The sequence below is a fragment of the Pseudoalteromonas sp. genome, assembly GCF_041629635.1.
In the GTDB taxonomy this organism is placed as follows: Bacteria; Pseudomonadota; Gammaproteobacteria; order Enterobacterales; family Alteromonadaceae; genus Pseudoalteromonas.
Window position 1 is genome coordinate 1 of record NZ_JBFKMX010000020.1, and the last position, 19,700, is coordinate 19,700.

Here is a 19,700-nt window from a genome sequence, read left to right on the forward strand (position 1 = left end):
GTGCAAGGCATCAACTTATTCATATTTTTAATCATCACATATTTTGCTAGTCAATATTATGGCAAAACTCACAATGGCTTATTAGCTTGGACAAATAACAGTTACCCTGTTCAAGGCTCTGTAGTGAGTTTAAACAGCCAATAAGAGGAATACCGTAATCGAAAAGGTCGAAAACGTACTGAAACTCTTTATTACGTTCAATACCGAGTTGATATTGATGGTGAATCATATGAGGAAATTAGCGAAATTAAGTACTCTTTATATAATTCCTTAGCAGTTGATGATCCAATAGATGTCATCGTATCGCAAAGTGTTGATCACTTTGACCTTAAAGCGAATGTTGATGAAGCTAGGGCAAGTAACAATTTTTTAGGTTACGCAGTGAAAGTAGGTATTTTTACAGCTCCTGCATGCCTTTTCTTATATTATATTTTGTCCGTTATTTTTGTTAGAGAAGCAGCCAACGCGTTACCTGAGGGTTTTTACAACAGTAACTCTTGGTTAGATATTGATGACTTTTATCTAATTTGGCTTGCGGACAATCAACTAATTTCTGTCAAATTTGATAAAAACGAAGTGAGTAAGGTGCAAAATGCGTATCAAAAACAAAGTACGTTAGATGAAATAGTCTCTTTAATCAAAAAGCCTAAGGTAGTTACAATACCCCTCAGTGAAATCACAGAAGTCATAAGCAAACATAACAGCGATGTGCTTTCAATTAGTGTCGGTGAGTCTGATCACAGTATTGAGTTTTTAAACCAAGCGGTTAAACATCATGCTTTAGACCAAATAAAGGCTTTGTTACCGCAGCACCTTATTCATACCACAAACAAAAAGTCACGTTTTATGGCGGTATTGCCTTGGTTAGTCGTAGCAGGTATTTGCGCGGGTGTGATGTTCTTTCTTGGTAAATCAATTTTAAGTACGCTGCTGGCTTTATTTGTTATTGTGAAAGTGCTGCCAAAGCTTATTGCGCGTCTAATTTCACCAACCGTTGTACAAACATGGCAAGTGCCTGAAGTGAGCTCTTAACGCTTTTCAAATTAGCTAAAAGCCTACTGGGCTTTTAGCTAACTCAAATAAAACATAAATTGCAGCACTTTTTATTGAGCTACTGAGTGATATTTGTTTTGATAGCTTATCTCTCACAATTAGGTGCTATTTATGCGCAGCGCATTTTATATATCTGACGGTACAGCAATTACCAGTGAAGTATTTGGTCATGCTACCTTGTCGTTATTTCCTGTAGAATTTAAACACATCACAATCCCGTTTGTTGAAACAGAACAAAAAGCATACGAAGTTAAACTTCAAATTGATAAAGCATTTAAAGTTAGTGGTGAAAAGCCGTTAGTGTTTTTTACGTTTGTTGATCCACAACTAAGCGATATTATTTTATCTTCACAAGGCCAGTGTTTTGATTTTTTAACTGCTTACAGCGGACAAGTAAAAGACACCATTGGTGTTAACCCTGTACCCCGTACACATCGAACCCACTCAATACATGAAAAAAGCTACGATTTCAGAATCGATGCAGTTAACTATGCACTTGCCAATGACGATGGCAGCAATTTAAAAGACTACGATGAAGCAGATATTATCTTAGTTGGTGTAAGCCGAAGTGGTAAAACGCCTACCAGCTTATACTTAGCACTTCAATATGGCATAAAAGCCGCAAATTACCCGCTTACAGAAGACGATTTAGATATGATGCGTTTGCCAAGTGCACTGCAAAATCATAAACGTAAGTTATTTGGTCTAACCATAAACCCAGAACGCTTAGCTGCAATCCGCAACGAGCGGATGGCCAATAGTAAATATGCCTCTTTAAGACAATGTCGACTAGAAGTACGTGAAGCCGAAATGCTTTATAAAAAGAATAAAATTCCACATTTAAGCTCGACGCATTTTTCGGTGGAAGAAATCTCAGCAAAAATTTTGGCAGAAACAGGCCTTGAACGTCGTAAGTACTAATCACACCTAGTTATTGAAAATGCCTAAATGGTTAAGACTAATTTAGGCAATTCACCATTTATATTGAACTACACTAAACTTAATGTGAGTGCATTCGTATAAGTTAGATAGTTTTGATTTATCTATTTTTATCAAACTGTGTCATATTTAATCTAGGACTCAGATATATAAGAATTTTATTAAAGTTAATAGTGAGATGTCATGCGCTGTTTTGTTGTTTTTTTTTATTTTCAATTTGTTTAGTTGTTTCTCGTTGCAGGCCAACGTAATTGATATCTATATACCTGATGAGTTTATAAAGATTACACCACTTTTGTTAACAATCGCGATGTCACAAGTATAAATGATTTTTCTGCTAAAGCCATTCGCCGTGATGTAGTAGATATCATAATCGCCCAACAAGCCTTAAAGTTAGGGGATTTGAATATCAATTTAATCATATCCTCGGCAAAGTAAATTTTAGTAATATCCGCATGCTCGAAACCGGCAGACTACTCATTAGTTTTGACTCCTATTGGTTAACGGATGTTCATGCAAACGAATTTCTTATAAAAGTCTAGACCGCTTATTCGTCGTGGAGAATATATTGCCGGGATTTACACCCAATCTGGCCGTGAAAAGAAGTTAAAATTGAACGAAATCGCTGACTTTAAAAGATTAAGTACAGTCTCTACCCCTAAATGGCGAACCGATTGGAATACCCTTTCCGCATTGCTATTAAAGGAATTAGTAATTGAACACGAGTGGATCAGCATGGTGAGAATGGTAAATTTTGCTTTGGTCGACTTTATGCTAATGCCTTTTCACTCTTCGCCTGATAAACGCTTTACACTGGATAAATTAACCTAGTACCCTTGCGTAATGTCGCTGCCGAATTAAAGGACAGCCGTCATTTTGTGATTAGCCGCAACCATCCGCTAGGCAAAGAAGCATACATCGCTATTGAAAAAGGGCTTACGCAGTTACTTAAAAGTAATGCAATTACTCGCGCCTATACGCAAGCCGGCTTTTTTATTGATAAAAGTAAATACACCATCATTAACACTGATAACCAAATGCCACTTAATAAAGGCTAATAAGTTCAATTGTTAAAATCTTATATCCTCTCAAGTAGGTTATTCGGATCTGCATAAGCAACTTGAATTCACTTTTAGAAATATCTTTAACAATCTAGTTGTTTGTACTTCGATGTTTAAAACTAAGAGATGTTTCTTTAATCAGGTCGCCGCTTTAATTTATCGGTATAGAGTAGAAATTAACGTGTAATTGTTCTTTTTTTATTATCAATTTCAATATGTGCAAAATCCCAAGTAAAGGCTTTATGACAAAGTAAGTCATATTTATCATATTGTTTTTCTTGATAATCTGCTAATCCACGATGTATACCACGCATTTTTGAAGCTGCACCACTAATAATTAGTGGTAAGGGTGGTTTTTTAGCAGTGCTTACGTTTGTGCAATCATCTGTTAAAAGCTCTTAATCATGTTCATGACCTGCAATATAAGCATCTGCATACTCACACAGCTCAGGCAAGATTAAGCGTCTTAAAACATGTGCTTCATCGTAAACTAAAAGTAATTCATAGCGCACATTCTCCAAGATAAAGCTATCGCTTAACCCAAGAGGTCCTGCGAATGTTGCTGCAATTGCACCAACCATAACAACTTTACCAATCGTTCCTGCCATGGCTGGAATAGTATCTTCTAATTCGAAACGATAATCTCGAAACGGTAAATTAGGTCGCCAGCGTTTAGGCTGCATAATTTGTAACTCATGTTCGAGGTACTCATCGCGGCTGTTAAATTCACTACTTGGTTTATGGAGGGATTCATAACTTTGAGCTGTTACATCATCTTTGTTGGATTTTGCTGTTGTCATTACATCTCCTACTTCGAATGTTAAATTACGGATGTTAAATTGGTAATGAAAACAGGGTAACTTAGTCAGTTCTGCTTTAGACTAAGCAATAAGTCGAGTAGTAATTTATAAATCAGCTAATATCGATTGGTTTTTAGACAGTATTATAGCCAATAATGAGATAACCCTTTATTTTAAAGGGTTAGAAATGATGCTCACTAATTAAACTGGTTGTTTTTAACTCTTTATCTTTTAGTCTAATAGCGCACAAAAAAGGCCAATAAGTGTTCAGCTTATTGGCCTTATTGTAAAAGAAAACGTTAAAAATCTTTTGCAATGAGCTTAATGCAACTGAGCGCTTCATCAATTTGCTCGTCCGTTACATAAGGTGCAGGCCCAAGCCTTAGCTGATCACCGCGACTGTCTGTTTGAATGCCGTGCTCTGCGAGCATTTTCACCCATTTAGCAGCTTGTTTAGTTGTAAGTGATAAGAACCCAGCATTATCGTTTATTGAATGACTTGGCAGTGATAAAACATTATCTGGTAAATCCATTTTTTCAATGCCTTGCCACAAACGCGCAATTTGCTCTTTGTTCACATTAGACAAAACTTCGGCCGTTAAATTATGTTCTTTAAAAAAGGTAAAAACCGAAGCAGCACGATAGTGGCTTGCAGGATCGTATGTTGAACCGGCAAATGCTGCTTGCCCTTTACCATAACCAACTTTACCGGGTGCTTGATCTAAACTTTCAAATTCAGCAAACCAACCTGTAATAATCGGGCTGCCGTTATAACCTGTTGGAATACGCATAAAACAATTGCCCTCACCTGCTTGGCAATATTTATAGCCTCCACCAACGATAAATGCGCTGTCTAAACGCCAATCATAAAGATTAAATGGGATCACATTAAGTGCATGATAAGCATCAACTAAACATGGTATTGCTAAGTTTTTAGCCGCAACTGCTACATCGCCTACCCCATGAAAAATACGACTCGAGGCAAAAAAAACGGCTGAGATCATTACAGCATCGGTAGTTTCGTCTAGTTCATTTATCAGTCGTTCTGCTAGGGTCTCTGCAGGGTGAGTATCAACAACATTGATATGAATATTGAGATCTTTCAACCTGTCTAACTGTCTTCGCATTGAATGAAATTCACCATTGGTAGTAACAATTTTAATCGGTGAATTCTTTTTGCTTTTAAAACACGCTAAATCTGATAAAAAACGCAGGATAAGCTCATGCGTTGATTGCCCTAAAGCAATCTGAGCATTTGACTCACCCATCAAATCACGATAAAAATTTCGAACGATCTCGGCTTTTTCAAATGCCGCGCCCCATTTATCATCAATGTGTTTTGCAGCATCGCTAAAACACGCTAACAAGCCATCTTTTGCAACATTTGGCCATGCTTGATGAGAATGACCAGATAATAAAATTCGATTACTTACATCAAATTCTGAGTAATAAGGTTGTAGTTGTTCTGCTTTCATTCTTATTTCTCTTAAAGCTTGGTTCTAAGTTCAAAAAGCTCAGGGAAGAAACTAATATCAAGCGCTTTTTTCAAAAAGGCAACGCCAGATGAGCCGCCCGTGCCAACCTTATTGCCAATAATGCGCTGCACTGTATACATATGTTTAAAGCGCCATTGTTGGAAACTGTCTTCAATATCTACCAGTTTTTCGGCAAGTTCATACAACTCAAAATATTTATCAGCATCTTTATATACTTCAAGCCATGCGTTAAGCACTGAATTATTGCTTTGGTAAGGTAAACTGACATCGCGATTTAACTGGCTAGCGTCAATATTAAGGCCATGCTTTTGTAAAATACTGATGGTGACATCATATAAACTTGGCGCATTTAAAATGGCTGATAATTCACTGTGCACCAATTCATCATTTTCATGCACTTTTAATAAACTGTGATTTTTGTTGCCTAGCAAAAATTCTAATTTTCGATAGCCGTATGATTGAAAGCCTGAAGAGTGACCTAATGCATCTCTAAATTTAAGATAATCAACAGGTGTTAACGTAGATAGAATATTCCAAGATTGTGTAAGTTGATTAAAAATTTGCTTAACACGCGAAATCACTTTAAATGCATGGCCAAAATCGCCATTATTTAAATTGGTAATTGCAGCACTTAATTCGTGCCCTGCCAGTTTTAACCACAGCTCACTTGATTGGTGAATCACAATAAACAACATTTCATCATGCTGATCAGAAAGTGGTTTTTGCGCCGATAACACCTGCGATAATTGCAAATAATCACCGTATGACATATCGTCTTTAAAATCGGTGTGAATGTCTTTTTCTAACTCACGAAAGTTATGATGTGGGCAAGTCATTAGAAGCTCCAAAATTTATTATTAGTGTAGCGTGTCGCAATGCTCACGCCACTTTATATAACCCAAGAGAATAACTTAGATAACTCAGCTATTAGAGCATTATTTTTGCTTGATGTCAGTGAAGCCAACATTCTTTAACTATTGAACTTGTAAGATTTCAATGACACTTGTGTAAAGTGTATACTTTTATTCGTCATTTCAACTAATCAGACCTTTTATCCCGTGAATTTACTGGACAAAACTCAGCTAAAGCGCTAATATTCAAAACGCTTAAAACATAGATCAATCCCTATTACTGCGTTATTCCTGTTTACTCCTTTTTGAAAGTTGTACATAGAAGCTAGATGCGATATTAGCTGAAATATAAATTAAGCTCGGCGGTGAGATTCACCACAATAAACACTTTTAAAAAAGGTAAAAATTATGTCTAACAAAGTAAATGGCGTAGTAAAATGGTTTGACGAGTCAAAAGGTTTTGGCTTTATTTCACAAAACGATGGCGGCAAAGACGTATTCGTACATTTCCGTGCAATCCAATCAGAAGGCTTCAAAACGCTTACTGAAGGTCAAGCGGTAGCTTTCGAAGTTGAAGACGGCCAAAAAGGTCTTCAAGCTGCGAACGTTGTAGTACTTTAATTAGTCACTACAAAGAAAAAGCGAGTTTATAAACTCGCTTTTTTTGTGCCTGTCATTTATAAAAAACAGCTAGCCACACCGTTTCACTGTTAGGATCTGTTTCAACAACTTTATGTTTGCACCCAGCAGGGATTAAAAGGTGATCACCCACATCTAGCTTTACTTTGCTACTATTTTCAAATTCCAGCACCCCGTAACCACTTAGCACACAAACCCACTCGTCTTTGTCTTGATCATACCATCCACTTTGTGGTGAAGATTGTCCGAAACTAACAATGCGTTCAATGCGTGTAGATGAAGATTTTATGAGAACACTAAAATGCTCTTGCGTTGTGTCCTTGGGTAAATTAGCAAAAAGGTTATTTTTATCGAGCATAATTACACCGAAATATCGTGTATCACTTGTTTTGCCAAAGCACGTAAATCCTCAGCTTCAGGGTGAGTGTAACCATAAGTACGCAAACCATAGATGCTCATTACTAAAAATCTAGCTCGACATTTTGCATCGCGAGTGCCACTAATTTCACCTCGTTCCTGAGCCGCTTTAATAATGTTTTCGAGTCCTGATTGCCACCGTCTTAGCTGCGTTGTGACTAAAGTTTGTACATCACTATCTTGCTCTGCAAGTTCATTCAGTGCTTTTTGCAGTAAGCAAGAGGATTCCGGTTCACAACTAATACACTGGTCAACAATATAATCCAAATAGCGTGTTAACCCTGCTAATGGCGAATCAACACTGTCAAAAAAGGTATTAAAACAGGCACTACTATCAAGGTTATATTGCTCAATTGCTGCAAGCAATAAACCTTTTTTGTTGTCAAACGCACAGTAAATAGAACCAGGATGGAGCCCTGTTGCGGCTTTTAAGTCTTGCATACTGGTTTTATTAAAGCCTTTATGCATAAAAGCTTTCATTGCTGCTCTTAAAACAAATTCACGGTCAAATTCAGCGCTTCTCATCTGTGGCCTCATAAAATATTACGCCTCAATATAACTCAATTTGAACATTTGTTCAAAAAAGCACTTGAACGATCATTCAAAAAAGGTTAATTTGAATAAGCATTCAAATTAACCACATGAGAACATTATGACAAAGTCACTTTTTGACAAAGTGCAGCTTAATGCCGAAATAACCTTAGAAAATCGTATTTTAATGGCACCTTTAACCCGTTGTATGGCAGATGAAAACTTGGTGCCAACACAGCAAATGGCAGATTATTATGCCAAAAGAGCCGAAGCTGGACTGATTATTTCAGAAGCAACAATTATTCGTGCTGATGGTCAAGGCTACCCTAATACACCTGGTATTTTTACAGCTGAACAAATTCAGGGCTGGCAACGTGTTACACAAGCCGTACATAACAATGGTGGAAAAATTTTTGCACAGCTTTGGCATACAGGGCGCGTAGCACACCCGCATTTTTTCAATGGTGATACTGTTTTTGCACCAAGTGCATTAAAAGTTGAAGGCTCGGTGCCGCGCATGCGTGAACTAGAATATATCACCCCAACCCCATTAAGTGAGTGCCAAATTGAGCAATTAGTAAATGACTATGCACAAGCAGCCAGCAATGCAATTGATGCCGGGTTTGATGGTGTAGAAATTCATGGTGCAAATGGCTATTTAATTGACCAGTTTTTACACTTTGATAGTAATCAACGCGATGACCAATTTGGTGGTAATCCTGAAAATATGTCACGCTTTGCACTACTCGTTGTAGATGCCATAAGCAATCGTATTGGTGCTAAGCGCACAGCCCTTCGTGTTTCTCCAGGTGCCTATTTTAATATTTCTCCGGACCCACGTGATCGTTCAGTATTTGATTATCTTTTAAATGAACTGACAGATCGTGAACTTGCTTATTTGCATATCGGTATCTTTGATGATGCGCTTGAGTTTGATTATTTAGATGGCCGAGTATCAGACTATGTACGTAAAAATTACCCGAACACATTAGTTGGTGTTGGCGGCTTTACTGCAGAAACCGGCCTAGAGGCAATAAATCAAGGGCGATTTGATTTACTGGCCATTGGTCGTCCATTTATTGCGAATCCTGATTACGTGGCAAAAGTTAAATCAGGTGACGAGGTCGTTGCATATAACGATGAAATGCTAAAAGAATTGATTTAATAGTTTACAAAAAGGCATGTTTTACATGCCTTTATGGATATTACAGTATTTAAAAAAGCAGCATGATAATTAAATTTTTTTCTATGACTCTTGCCTGTAAGCTTAATAAGGAGACTTACGCAATGTAATATTTTTCTCTTCTTCTTATTATTTATACCTTAGCTTATTTTACTGTATCCATTACTGAAGCAATTTTTACGCTATCGTTCTCAATCAGAGAACAATTTATGCGAAAGTAAATATCAAAAAAATTAGTAGTACCCCCCACCCACTTTCAACTTATTTTTGATAATTAAATAACTATTTTATTTTTAACTCAGAGTCTGTTAGCTATTTTGTAATACCCAAAAGGAACAACTAATAAATTCTAGCTTTTAATAAAGCTAGCATGAATTTACATAGTGATAAATTAACCTACACTTTAAGAAAACTCTAAGTTATAAAACGTATGAAATTAAAGACAGCGTTTATCAGCTCACAGACTTTCCTTCTTTTAAGCTTTTTTGTTGTTCTGATTTCTAGTGCCATTATTTATCATAACTTTACAACTCATTATAACATTACTCAAAGTTTAAATGATTATAAACAAGTAGTTACTGACACTATAAGTTTACAATACGAATTCACTCTTGATAGAGATAATCTGATGGAGGAATGGGCAAACGAACAATTCGCTGATTTTTCTCAAATACATTTCGAAGTATTGCAATTAGTCAAGCACAATGAAATTGCAAAACGATTATTAATACAAATTCAAGAAGCCATTCTAAATTTCGAACAAAATTTACGTTTACAGATTTCAATACAAAAAAAATTAGGTTTTGATGAAGAACAAGGAATTCGTGCGAATTTTCGTAGCTCAATACATACTATCCAGCAATCGAGTCAGCAAATAAATGACGCAAAGCTTGAGTTACTTATTTTAGAATTAAGAAGAAGGGAAAAAGATTATTTGTTACGCCGTAAGCCAAAATATCTTGAGATGCACAAAGAGATATTGGTCGAATTAAAGGTTTATTTACAAACCGAGAAAAGCGTTTCAAGTACAAGATTACTCTCCTTTTTAAAAGAATACGAAATTAACTTTAGACAATATGCTTCATATTTAGAACAAATTGGCCAATCACCAACACAAGGGCTTTTAGGTAAGAATAAACTTCTGTCACAGATCATTAATGAAAGATACACTAATCTCTCTCTTTATTTAAATAAACAGTCTATAGACAACAGTAAAAAGACATTAATCATCACTTTTATAATTGTTTTTACCTTTTTATCATTGAGTCTGACTAGTTCATTTTTAATCAATAAACGGATTGGCTATGGTTTATTTGAATTAAATAAATTTATCGCCGCCATTTGCCAAGGTGATAGCTTTTCAACGAGAACAAATTTACGTGGCGATGATGAAGTAAGCGATTTAGCCAAAAATATCGATAATTTACTTGCACATATTGAAGAATTAATTAATCGCCTAGGGTTTGCTCAAAAACGTTTGATTGAAGACGCTAAAATGGCAAGTTTAGGTACAATGGTGAAGGGATTTGCACATGAACTCAACACACCACTTGGTATTGCTATCACCAGTGAATCTCATTTAAGGGAGCAAGTTGACCAGCTCAAAGAAGCATTTCACCAAGGAACATTACAAAAGAATACTCTTCAGCAATTGATATCAGATGCGGATAATTGCTTAAGCTTGATGGAGTCTAACCTTAATCGTTCAGCTAACTTAATCAATAATTTTAAACAAGTAGCATCACATCAAGAATATGATGAACTTGTCGAGTTCAATGTTGAAACTTTTTTATCTAATTTATTCGATAGTTTGAAACATGAGCTTGAAAAATATAATGTTACTTACTCCATTGATGTCACTAAGGGCTTAGTAATTCGCAGTTATTTAGGCGCTTTTAATCAAATATTTACTATTTTTATCATTAATAGTCTTCGCCATGGTGTCCATAACAATGAGCCAATTAATATTGAGATTCTCGCAAAAATAGTCGGTGCTAGTCTTCACTTTAGGTATATTGATGATGGTGTTGGTGTTAAAGAAGAATTACTCGATAAAATCTTCGAACCTTTTGTCACCACAAAACGTGCAAAAGGTGGAACCGGGCTTGGTTTGAGCATTGTTTATAACCTTGTTACTCAAAGGCTAAACGGTACAATTGAGTTTCAAAGTATCGAGGGTGATGGTGTTTGCATCTATTTACACTTCGATGACGTAGATTATAGTTTGAAGTTTAATGAGTAATTTATCAAGGTTATTAATTAGCCCCACTCCACTTATAATATATGCTAATGTTCTCACTTTTACACAATACTATTACATACTATGGATCAATTAGTTAATCAGTTTATTAGCCTTCTTAAACTTAGCGACTTTGCAGATATTAAATCTTTTTACCAAAGCCAATCACAATCCATTCAAACCCAAATTTTGCTATTTTTAGCAATCCAAGCTAATAAAAATAACAATTATTACGATTATTTCCAGACCCTCAGTGTCAATCTCTCTGAGGGGCAACCCATGCCAGTCTCACTTGTTTCTCAAGTAAAAGAAATTGAACGTCTTAAATTTTTTACCCCACTACTAAAAACAATGGCTCACTTTACAGTACAAGATGAAAAAAAACGAAATGTATTACACTACTTATTTGTTGCCCGAGGACAACCAAAGGTCGTTCCCTTTACTTACATACGTTCGTTACTACTGTTTGAAAGTAATTTATTTTTGCCTAAAGCACTCACTCAAACTGAATCCAATAATTTAACACCGCTGGAATGTTACCTTCATTTAAATATTCAAGGTAACATTTTACCATACCCTGAACTAACCGCATTTTTGGCACTCATTGAGATAGAACAAACTCAACGACCAGTTAACACGAATAGCTTAGGCATTGCGCTTTCACGTTTTCACAAACAAAAACGTGATTTTAGATTGGACAACAAATTCATAGATCAAAAAGCGTTACTGTTAGCAAGTTATTATGGTGTGTCTGTGCAAGCAGTGTTAAAGAAAATATAACTTTTAACGTTTATTTTAATTATATTTTGTGTTTAACAAGATAGTAATCTCAGATACAAAACATTTTCTTTACCTGTGGTATCCACTTTGTTTGGACTTTATGATCTCAATTTTATCTCAACTTAAAAACTCTTTTGAAAAGCTGTTTATCACATCTTTTTTAAAAGTGTTCTTTATAAATTATATTGCTATCTTTGTAATCACCTCATTCGTTAATTTAAAATTCATTCATACAAAAAACGACAGCCCTCGTCATAAGCTTGCCTTTATAGATCAATTTCAGGAGATTACAAATATTATGTAATAATCCCCTTGCTATAAAGTCAACTCGGCAAATAAATCAACAGCTAACCCCAATACAAAGGAAATAAGCAATCAAAACAGATAGGTTAATTCTATTGTAGCTTTTTACAATCGGGTTCGGTTGCATAGCGACCTTAGCCATCAATCTCCTTAAAAAATTTTAGCAATAAGACGCTCTTGTTAGTTAACTGTTTACAAGTTTGTGAGAAAGCCAATGATTTGCTCTTTGCAAGAAATAACAGCATTAGGGTGTTGCCGTATTAACATTAGACGGCTTGTTTATTTGTTAGCAATGCTGACATTTGTGCGCTTCAATCTGTAATACACTTTCCTTTACTAAAAACTCTTTCAATAAACATTTTTCTACTGCCAACTGGCACAGTTCATGATGCATTTCTTTTGTACAACTTGGTTTAAGCACAATATGAGCACCGACAATGGTTTTACTACCCTTTTTATCAACGGTTACGTTATGCACACTACTAATATGCTCTAAGGTAGCAAGGCGAGATTCAATTTTACTTGCATCAGGTAATTCTTTATCCGATTCAAGCAATCCTTCAACACATTTTTTAATTACGCGAAAACCGGTAACTAATACAAATCCAGCGATAAAAATACTTGAGAAAATATCAATATCCACCCAACCAGTGAAATAAATAACTATTCCTGCAGCAAAGGTAAGCACTGTTGATAACAAATCTAAGAAACTGTGCAAGAACACAGCGTAAACGTTCACACTTTCTTTGCGTCCTTGGTAAAGTACATAAGCAGATGATGCATGAAATAAAAAACCTAATCCCGAAACTGCAGTCATTAAAAAGGTATCAACTTCATGATTATGATGTTCATGGTTTAATAGTTTACTGGTGCTGGCTAAAATTATTGCAGTAGCAATGACTAAATAAAAAATCCCATTGAGTAGACCACCGATTAATTCAGCTTTTTTATAGCCGGTGTTGTAATTTTTAGCTAGATGAATAGCAATGCTCGATGCAATTAAGGCCACAACCAATGAACTATTATGCACAAATAAATGCCCTGCATCGGCAAGTATTGCCATAGAATTAGCAAAAAATGATGCTATGAATTGGATCACCATAAATGTGCTAGTAATAGCAAGCGCAATTAAAAGACGACGCCTTGCAGTTTTATGGGTGGTGATGTCTGTCATGAAAGGGAAATAAACTAGAACTAAAATGTTATATTGTCTCAATTATATCGCTTAGTTCTGACAAAATCACTCTAATCGCTTCTAAAAGCCAAAATAAAATGATAGATTTTGCATATTGCATACAATAAAGAGAATTTTATTATGACTATCGGGGTCGGTGGCAGCACAATCGAACAAGCTTTAGCCAAGCTTGAAAATATGACGCAACATGTTAAACCAATATCAAATCACGAGCTAAACTCACGCATTGCCAAAGCACAATCACTAATGCAGCAACAAGGTATTGCTGCAATGTATATTGATGCTGGTACCAACCTAACCTATTTCACCGGGTTAAAATGGTACAAGAGTGAACGTTTAGTGGGAGCTATTTTACCTGCAAATGGTGACCTTTGTTATATTGCACCTCATTTTGAACAGGGCTCACTCAATGATTATATGAAAATCCAAGGTGAGTTTTATGGCTGGCATGAACATCAAAGCCCTTATCAGTTACTTGGTGATGTTTTAAATAAATTAAACATATCTAAAGGAAACATCGCAGTAGATCCTAGTGCCGGATTTTTTTTAGTGGATGGCATCATTAAAGCCAATCCATCATTTAACATTATTAATGCGGATGTTATTACTGCACCATGTCGAGAATGTAAATCAGCTTCTGAAATCGCCTTAATGCAAACGGCTAAAAATATGACCTTAGAGGTTCATAAAGCAACGGCTAGCATTCTAAAACCTGGTATTACAACAAAAGAAGTTGAAGCATTTATCAACCAAGCACATAAAAAAGTAGGCGCATCAGGTTCTTCATTTTGTATAGTGTTATTTGGTTTAGCAACATCGTTCCCTCACGGTGTAAAAGATCCACAAGTGCTAAAAGAAAATGATTGGGTATTAATTGATACCGGGTGTATTATCGAAGGTTACCACTCAGATATCACACGCACTTATCCGTATGGTAAAGCAACTCAAGAGCAACGTGACGCTTGGCAAGTTGAAAAAGAAGCCCAAATTGCTGCATTTAATGCGGCTAAAATTGGAGCCCCTTGTGAAGTAACCGATGCTGCCGCGCGCGTTGTGCTTGAAGCAGCTGGTTTTGGTCCAGAATATCAGTTACCTGGACTACCACATCGAACTGGCCATGGATGTGGCATGGATATCCACGAATCACCTTACCTAGTGAAAGGTGACACTACGACACTTGCAAAGGGAATGGTATTTAGTAATGAACCTATGTTAGTTATTCCTGGCAAATTTGGGGTACGTTTAGAAGATCATTTCTATATGGATAGTGATGGTCCAAAATGGTTTACTGAGCCATCATATAGCATCGACGACCCATTCGCACTGACTGTAGAATAACACGTTAAAAAGCCGCTAAAATGCGGCTTTTTTATTATTGTAATCCTTGATATAAATTTTGATGTTCACTGCGGTGCAAATTAAATAAAAATTTTCGAAGACGGTCACGGCCGCGTTGCACTTTAGCAATTTTTGCTGCAACTATGTCACGTTCCACTCTCACTGTTTCAAATTCAAAATCTACCTCTTCATTATTTGGTAAATTAATACAAAGCGATTTTTCATTCAAAATACGTTTAAGGCTGCGTCTATCACTTACTCTAAAAGCAATACCGGTACTGGAAAGCGATAACAGATCATGCTTTTTGCCCTTTTGATCTTTAAGCGCAACATCATTAAAGTCGCCAACACGCCAACTTCGTTCACCATTTTGAATATCAACTATCTCTGGTGTGCCTAGAATAGGTTTAAACTCACCATCTTCAATCGTCATTTCGAGTGGAAACCACAATTGGTAGTGACTTATTTCAGCAAGTAGCGTTAACTTAGATTGTTCAAATACTTGATATAAACTTGTCGGAATATCAGATTTTACACTGAGTGCATGCCCAGACTGAAGCGTGTCATCAGCTAACTGCCTGTCCGCAAACATTCCAGAAAAAAACTCAAGTTCTTCTTGTGATAATTCCATAACATTAGCCTTATTCTATTTGGTAGAGCCTTTCTTTAACAATTTTTAGAGGAATAGTCGGCTCGTCACATCAAATGTCCCCAAAAAGTGTGACAAACCTTACCGAAAAACTTGATTTAACTCAATGTTTGCACTGAATTTTTGTGCATTTATCATACAAAGCAAGTTGTTTTTTGTACCATTTGTTTGACAGATTAGTTAGTTTTTACTAAGTGAGATGTGTTTTTTGTTAGTTCACCTCACTATTTGGTGACTAATCGTTTATCAATTAACTTTTTAAATTAATTGCTGTAAACAGTGTCGAAATTTATCTTGAAGGATCTCACATGAAAAAGTCTTTTCTAGCACTAGCCTTATCGGCAACTTCTGCTATGCCTGTTGTAGCAGAACAGTTTCACTTCAATGCGGCAACATCACCTGACTCTGATACCATGGTTATTTTCAAACATGAAAACCAAAACAATGATGTTTTTTCAAATTATCCATTTTCAGCCCAATTAGCAGAGGCTATCGAAGCAAACGATTTTAACGGTAAGTTCGCAAGTAAATTAGAGGTAATCGCTCCTCAAAATAGCATATATAAGCGTGTGATTGTGATCGGTTTAGGTGAAGATAATACACTTGAGAAAGCAGAACTTACTAAACTGGGCGGCCAACTTTCAGGCATGCTTGAGAAGAAATACATTGAAAACATCGCGGTGGATGCAGCTTCATTTAGCGCTAACGATGTTGCACTTCTAGCGCATGGTATAAACCTACGCGCTTACCGTTTTGATAAGTATCAAAAAGAAAAGCGTAATGAGAAAACATATACCTTTATTACACCGCAAGCAGATGAAACGAAAGCACACTATAAGCATCTAGCAAACATTGAAAAAGGTGTTTTTCTTGCACGCAATTTAACATCTGAAGTTGCAACAGAAATGACACCTGTTGATTTTGCTAATGAAGCTAAGAAACTGAAGAAAATTGGCGTAAAAGTATCAATCTTAACACCAAAAGAAATAAAAAAGCTGGGCATGGGTGCACTTGAAGCTGTTGGTCGAGGCAGCAGCGAAGGCTCGCGTCTGGTAGTGGCTCATTATAAAGGTAGCGATGACGCACCAATTGCCCTTGTTGGTAAAGGCATTACCTTTGATTCAGGTGGCTATAGTATTAAAACTGGTTCTTCGATTGCACGTATGAAGTCAGATATGGCAGGCGCGGCTGCTGCACTTGGTACAGTCAAAGCACTTGCCCTTAACGAAGCAAAAGTCAACGTTGTTGCTGTAATGGGTATGGCTGCCAATATGGTTTCAGAAAACTCAGTTGCACCAGGTGATGTTGTTCGTACAGCAGCGGGTCATTCTGTTGAAATTTTAAATACTGACGCTGAAGGTCGTTTAGTATTATCTGATGCACTTTGGTATGCTCGCACCGAATTTGAACCAAAAGTAATGGTTGATATCGCAACATTAACTGGCTCAAAAGTACGTGCTTTAGGTAACCGTTATGCTGCCGTTTTCTCAGATGATGATGCTTTAGTTGAATCACTTACGTTTGCAGGCAAGCAAGTGAACGAAAACTTATGGCGTTTACCGCTTGGTTATAAAGACATGCTAAAGAGCCCTATTGCTGATTTTGCTAATATTGGTTCTGGTGGTCCGGGTGCTACAACAGCAGCAACATTCTTACAACAGTTTGTTGGCGATACTAAGTGGGCACACATTGATATCGCAGGTAATGCACTTGCCTCATCAGATAAGAATGAAGTACCAAAAGGAGGTACCGGCTACAGCGTACGTTTATTAACACAGTGGATTGAAAACCAATCTAAATAAGCTTAAATTATTAATAAAAGTGGGCAATGCCCACTTATTATTTAAAACGCCAACTAAATTTGCCAAGCGTAACTAAATTTGGTGAAGAATGTACGCTCGTTCGCTTTTAAATTCTGCTCATCACTTTCAGCATAGCCATTATCAGAGTAACCCAAATAAAACAGAGTTTGCGGGTTTATCTTGTAAGAGTAAATTAATTGAGTTGCAAAATCGCGCTCTTTGCTAATTAGGTTAACTACATCTAAAGGTGAATCACCATATTTTCCAACCTCATATTGCACCACGAGTTTCAACATGCTCTGCATGTTAAATTTCATATAAATGCGAAAATCAGTTAAGTTCACTCGAAAAGACAGAGCATCATCTAACTTCATTTCACTATAAGTGTGGTCCAGTTTAAATTGCAGATAATCATTATAATCCCATGATATACCGGGATTAAAATACAATGAATCACCTAATTCTGCATTGCGATAATCAATCCGATCACCAATGCGACCATAGAAGGTAAATCTTAAATCACCATAAGGTTTACCCGAAAACCATAAATTGCCCCACTGTTCATCATAATAACGAGATAGGTACTTTGCTTCTCGTGTCAAATATCCAACTTCAGTATTAATATTGTAAATGGCTTCTAAACCCGCATAAATCTCAAACTCTCGCTCCAAACGGTCACCATGTTGTTCGTATGTAATATCAAAATCACCACTCACCCAATAATCCGTTATCGCTTCGCCTTTTGGCATATACCAGTGATAACCACCTCCAAGTAAACTTTTGTTGTAGCCGGCTTTGGTGATAAAACCGAGATCACTACGAAAGTCTTTATCGACTTGCTGGTAAGATGCAACCAGATCATATGCTTTAGTATCTCGCTCATATTTTACAGATAAAGCATGACCCGTTTGGTTTTTTGCCAGGTCATAATCTGTAACCAAATCATCCGTATTTTCGGTATCAGAATAAGCCACTTGGTAAGTAATTTGATCTTGCTTTGATAAATAAGTTGCGCCGTCAAAAGACGCTAAATTATTGTAATAGTTTTCACTTTGACGACTGGTTACTAACAAACCTAGATTATCTCGAGTACCATAGTCTAGTTGATAACTTGCTATTCCTGCATTTGCATCTTCTTTTATAACTGCAAATTTGGATCTTTGTGCACCTGGTAAGATTAATGCACTTTGTTGATCATCCGCATAGAGTAACCCATAGGTGTGCGAACCTGATTTCCCAGTAATTTTTGCACCTACATCAGGATCTGCAATGTTACGTGTATGCACTAAATTCAATAATTCAGTTTCGAATGTATCAGCTCCATCTAAAAAGAAAGGCCGTTTCTCTTCATAAAAAAGCGCAAATGTTGTGTTTACATCTAATTGGCCAGTATCTGCTTCTACTTGCGAGAAATCAGGATTAATCGTTGCGTTTAAAATCGCATCTGAGCTAATGCCATAACGAATATCTAAGCCTGGTTCAATTTCTGTGTCACCACTTTCCCAACTATTGCTTATGTCACGTGTATCATTTCTTAAAGCTGTAAACGTTGGTGTCAACTGAAGGTTTTTGCTAGGTGTTGCATTTTCGAAGCCTGTAACTTTATCGAATTGGCAAAAGCTGCATTTAATATCGTAATCAAATTGAACATTAGAATATTGATATCGTACATCTCTGGGCATGTTTCTATACAAAGATAAGCCCCATGTTTGAACCCCGTCTAATAATGGGAAACGTACTGCCGTAAATGGAATTATCATTTCAACAGTGTAGCCATCATTTGTGATTTGAGTTTTTGCATCCCAAATAGCATCCCAGGAGGGGTCTTCCTGCCACGAGCCATAATCTGTCATACGCGCATCAGCTTGTGCCCCAAGTGCATTAACATAAAACTGATACCCAGTGCGCTCATCGTTAAATGTATCTATCATCAAAATAACATTATCATCCGACCATAAGTCATCACGGTCACGTAGAGATGCTCGGATATTTTTAGGGTTAGGGTCATACGCTTTAAATGCAACATAGAGTTGCTTACCATCTTCATATAGCCAAGCATGGGTTTTTACTTTTGCCGCAACGCCCTCCACAGGCTCCACTTCCCATTCTAGGTCAATAAACGTAGCGTCTTTCCAATGTGTTTCATCTAGCACACCATCGAGCGTAATTGACGAATTAATTCTTTTTAATTTGTAGTTTTGTTTCGCTATAAGCGAAGTACTTACACAAAATAAAAAAATTGCTAATACCCAGGACAATTTTTTCACACCGTATCCTTACTAAAATTTAAATTATTGTTATTTTTTTCAATATCGCAATTCTAGTGCTAAACTTGTCTTATTGTAAACCCATAATTTATAATGAATTTTAACATCACAGTATCGTTTGCTTTGCTATATTTTTATCAATTTTTCTTGAACTTAA

At 36.5% G+C, this 19,700-nt stretch carries 18 protein-coding genes and 1 pseudogene; 10 read left to right on the forward strand and 9 right to left on the reverse strand.

Going from position 1 to position 19,700, the window contains the following annotated elements:
• Window positions 1–381 precede the first annotated feature (381 nt).
• From ABYD77_RS04925 to ABYD77_RS04940, 4 genes are all read left to right on the forward strand, one after another.
• Window positions 382–1,032 (forward strand): hypothetical protein, encoded by a 651-nt coding sequence (locus tag ABYD77_RS04925; protein WP_372767578.1) that lies wholly within the window; start codon window positions 382–384, stop codon window positions 1,030–1,032.
• A 132-nt stretch (window positions 1,033–1,164) separates the two neighbouring features.
• Window positions 1,165–1,974, forward strand: a complete 810-nt coding sequence (locus tag ABYD77_RS04930; RefSeq protein WP_372767580.1) for a pyruvate, water dikinase regulatory protein — start codon at window positions 1,165–1,167, stop codon at window positions 1,972–1,974.
• A gap of 630 nt (window positions 1,975–2,604) precedes the next feature.
• Complete coding sequence (locus tag ABYD77_RS04935) at window positions 2,605–2,823, forward strand: hypothetical protein (RefSeq protein ID WP_372767582.1); 219 nt, start codon at window positions 2,605–2,607, stop codon at window positions 2,821–2,823.
• A 5-nt stretch (window positions 2,824–2,828) separates the two neighbouring features.
• Complete coding sequence (locus ABYD77_RS04940; protein ID WP_372767584.1) at window positions 2,829–3,050, forward strand: hypothetical protein; 222 nt, start codon at window positions 2,829–2,831, stop codon at window positions 3,048–3,050.
• 179 nt (window positions 3,051–3,229) lie between these two features.
• On the opposite strand, the gene ABYD77_RS04945 is transcribed toward ABYD77_RS04940, so the two are convergent.
• The 4 genes and pseudogenes from ABYD77_RS04945 to kynA form a co-directional block, all read right to left on the reverse strand.
• Complete coding sequence (locus tag ABYD77_RS04945) at window positions 3,230–3,367, reverse strand: hypothetical protein (RefSeq protein ID WP_372767586.1); 138 nt, start codon at window positions 3,365–3,367, stop codon at window positions 3,230–3,232.
• Window positions 3,368–3,502: 135 nt separating this feature from the next.
• Window positions 3,503–3,853 (reverse strand): annotated as a pseudogene (locus ABYD77_RS04950) (DUF3360 family protein); the annotation flags it as partial.
• A gap of 299 nt (window positions 3,854–4,152) precedes the next feature.
• Window positions 4,153–5,328: a kynureninase gene (locus tag ABYD77_RS04955; protein WP_372767588.1), complete on the reverse strand. Its 1,176-nt coding sequence runs from the start codon at window positions 5,326–5,328 to the stop codon at window positions 4,153–4,155.
• A gap of 11 nt (window positions 5,329–5,339) precedes the next feature.
• Window positions 5,340–6,185: a tryptophan 2,3-dioxygenase gene (gene kynA, locus ABYD77_RS04960; RefSeq protein WP_372767590.1), complete on the reverse strand. Its 846-nt coding sequence runs from the start codon at window positions 6,183–6,185 to the stop codon at window positions 5,340–5,342.
• Between the two features lie 423 nt (window positions 6,186–6,608).
• Between kynA and ABYD77_RS04965 the strand changes: the two genes are divergently transcribed.
• Window positions 6,609–6,821 (forward strand): cold-shock protein, encoded by a 213-nt coding sequence (locus ABYD77_RS04965; protein ID WP_274761311.1) that lies wholly within the window; start codon window positions 6,609–6,611, stop codon window positions 6,819–6,821.
• Window positions 6,822–6,873: 52 nt separating this feature from the next.
• Here ABYD77_RS04965 and ABYD77_RS04970 read toward each other — a convergent pair whose 3' ends face one another.
• Together ABYD77_RS04970 and ABYD77_RS04975 are read right to left on the reverse strand one after the other, a co-directional pair.
• Window positions 6,874–7,197, reverse strand: a complete 324-nt coding sequence (locus tag ABYD77_RS04970; protein WP_372767592.1) for a cupin domain-containing protein — start codon at window positions 7,195–7,197, stop codon at window positions 6,874–6,876.
• A 2-nt stretch (window positions 7,198–7,199) separates the two neighbouring features.
• A complete protein-coding gene (locus ABYD77_RS04975) occupies window positions 7,200–7,781 on the reverse strand; it encodes a TetR/AcrR family transcriptional regulator (protein ID WP_372767594.1) in 582 nt (193 codons plus the stop codon).
• 127 nt (window positions 7,782–7,908) lie between these two features.
• Between ABYD77_RS04975 and ABYD77_RS04980 the strand changes: the two genes are divergently transcribed.
• The 3 genes from ABYD77_RS04980 (at window position 7,909) to ABYD77_RS04990 (ending at window position 11,989) form a co-directional block, all read left to right on the forward strand.
• Window positions 7,909–8,952, forward strand: a complete 1,044-nt coding sequence (locus ABYD77_RS04980; RefSeq protein WP_372767596.1) for an alkene reductase — start codon at window positions 7,909–7,911, stop codon at window positions 8,950–8,952.
• A gap of 448 nt (window positions 8,953–9,400) precedes the next feature.
• Complete coding sequence (locus ABYD77_RS04985; protein ID WP_372767598.1) at window positions 9,401–11,212, forward strand: ATP-binding protein; 1,812 nt, start codon at window positions 9,401–9,403, stop codon at window positions 11,210–11,212.
• 276 nt (window positions 11,213–11,488) lie between these two features.
• Window positions 11,489–11,989 (forward strand): hypothetical protein, encoded by a 501-nt coding sequence (locus ABYD77_RS04990; RefSeq protein WP_372767600.1) that lies wholly within the window; start codon window positions 11,489–11,491, stop codon window positions 11,987–11,989.
• A gap of 589 nt (window positions 11,990–12,578) precedes the next feature.
• Here the strand turns inward: ABYD77_RS04990 and ABYD77_RS04995 are convergent.
• Window positions 12,579–13,466 (reverse strand): cation diffusion facilitator family transporter, encoded by an 888-nt coding sequence (locus ABYD77_RS04995; RefSeq protein ID WP_372767602.1) that lies wholly within the window; start codon window positions 13,464–13,466, stop codon window positions 12,579–12,581.
• Between the two features lie 141 nt (window positions 13,467–13,607).
• Here ABYD77_RS04995 and ABYD77_RS05000 point away from each other — a divergent pair, with 141 nt between their 5' ends.
• Window positions 13,608–14,825: a M24 family metallopeptidase gene (locus ABYD77_RS05000; RefSeq protein WP_372767604.1), complete on the forward strand. Its 1,218-nt coding sequence runs from the start codon at window positions 13,608–13,610 to the stop codon at window positions 14,823–14,825.
• A 34-nt stretch (window positions 14,826–14,859) separates the two neighbouring features.
• On the opposite strand, the gene ABYD77_RS05005 is transcribed toward ABYD77_RS05000, so the two are convergent.
• Window positions 14,860–15,456, reverse strand: coding sequence for a hypothetical protein (locus ABYD77_RS05005; RefSeq protein ID WP_372767606.1), 597 nt, complete (start codon window positions 15,454–15,456; stop codon window positions 14,860–14,862).
• A gap of 326 nt (window positions 15,457–15,782) precedes the next feature.
• On the opposite strand from ABYD77_RS05005, the gene ABYD77_RS05010 reads away from it, so the two are divergent.
• Complete coding sequence (locus tag ABYD77_RS05010) at window positions 15,783–17,276, forward strand: leucyl aminopeptidase (protein WP_372767608.1); 1,494 nt, start codon at window positions 15,783–15,785, stop codon at window positions 17,274–17,276.
• Between the two features lie 53 nt (window positions 17,277–17,329).
• On the opposite strand, the gene ABYD77_RS05015 is transcribed toward ABYD77_RS05010, so the two are convergent.
• Window positions 17,330–19,543, reverse strand: coding sequence for a DUF5916 domain-containing protein (locus ABYD77_RS05015; RefSeq protein ID WP_372767610.1), 2,214 nt, complete (start codon window positions 19,541–19,543; stop codon window positions 17,330–17,332).
• Window positions 19,544–19,700 lie beyond the last annotated feature (157 nt).

Excerpts from the sequence above, each read along its gene's own strand:
- ABYD77_RS04945 (WP_372767586.1), bottom strand. The coding sequence starts at position 3,367 with ATGCGTGGTATACATCGTGGATTAGCAGATTATCAAGAAAAACAATAT.
- ABYD77_RS04930 (WP_372767580.1), top strand. The coding sequence starts at position 1,165 with ATGCGCAGCGCATTTTATATATCTGACGGTACAGCAATTACCAGTGAA.
- ABYD77_RS04995 (WP_372767602.1), bottom strand. The coding sequence starts at position 13,466 with ATGACAGACATCACCACCCATAAAACTGCAAGGCGTCGTCTTTTAATT.
- ABYD77_RS05010 (WP_372767608.1), top strand. The coding sequence starts at position 15,783 with ATGAAAAAGTCTTTTCTAGCACTAGCCTTATCGGCAACTTCTGCTATG.
- ABYD77_RS04980 (WP_372767596.1), top strand. The coding sequence starts at position 7,909 with ATGACAAAGTCACTTTTTGACAAAGTGCAGCTTAATGCCGAAATAACC.
- ABYD77_RS04970 (WP_372767592.1), bottom strand. The coding sequence starts at position 7,197 with ATGCTCGATAAAAATAACCTTTTTGCTAATTTACCCAAGGACACAACG.
- ABYD77_RS04985 (WP_372767598.1), top strand. The coding sequence starts at position 9,401 with ATGAAATTAAAGACAGCGTTTATCAGCTCACAGACTTTCCTTCTTTTA.
- kynA (WP_372767590.1), bottom strand. The coding sequence starts at position 6,185 with ATGACTTGCCCACATCATAACTTTCGTGAGTTAGAAAAAGACATTCAC.
- ABYD77_RS05000 (WP_372767604.1), top strand. The coding sequence starts at position 13,608 with ATGACTATCGGGGTCGGTGGCAGCACAATCGAACAAGCTTTAGCCAAG.
- ABYD77_RS05005 (WP_372767606.1), bottom strand. The coding sequence starts at position 15,456 with ATGGAATTATCACAAGAAGAACTTGAGTTTTTTTCTGGAATGTTTGCG.
- ABYD77_RS04955 (WP_372767588.1), bottom strand. The coding sequence starts at position 5,328 with ATGAAAGCAGAACAACTACAACCTTATTACTCAGAATTTGATGTAAGT.
- ABYD77_RS04990 (WP_372767600.1), top strand. The coding sequence starts at position 11,489 with ATGCCAGTCTCACTTGTTTCTCAAGTAAAAGAAATTGAACGTCTTAAA.
- ABYD77_RS04975 (WP_372767594.1), bottom strand. The coding sequence starts at position 7,781 with ATGAGAAGCGCTGAATTTGACCGTGAATTTGTTTTAAGAGCAGCAATG.
- ABYD77_RS04965 (WP_274761311.1), top strand. The coding sequence starts at position 6,609 with ATGTCTAACAAAGTAAATGGCGTAGTAAAATGGTTTGACGAGTCAAAA.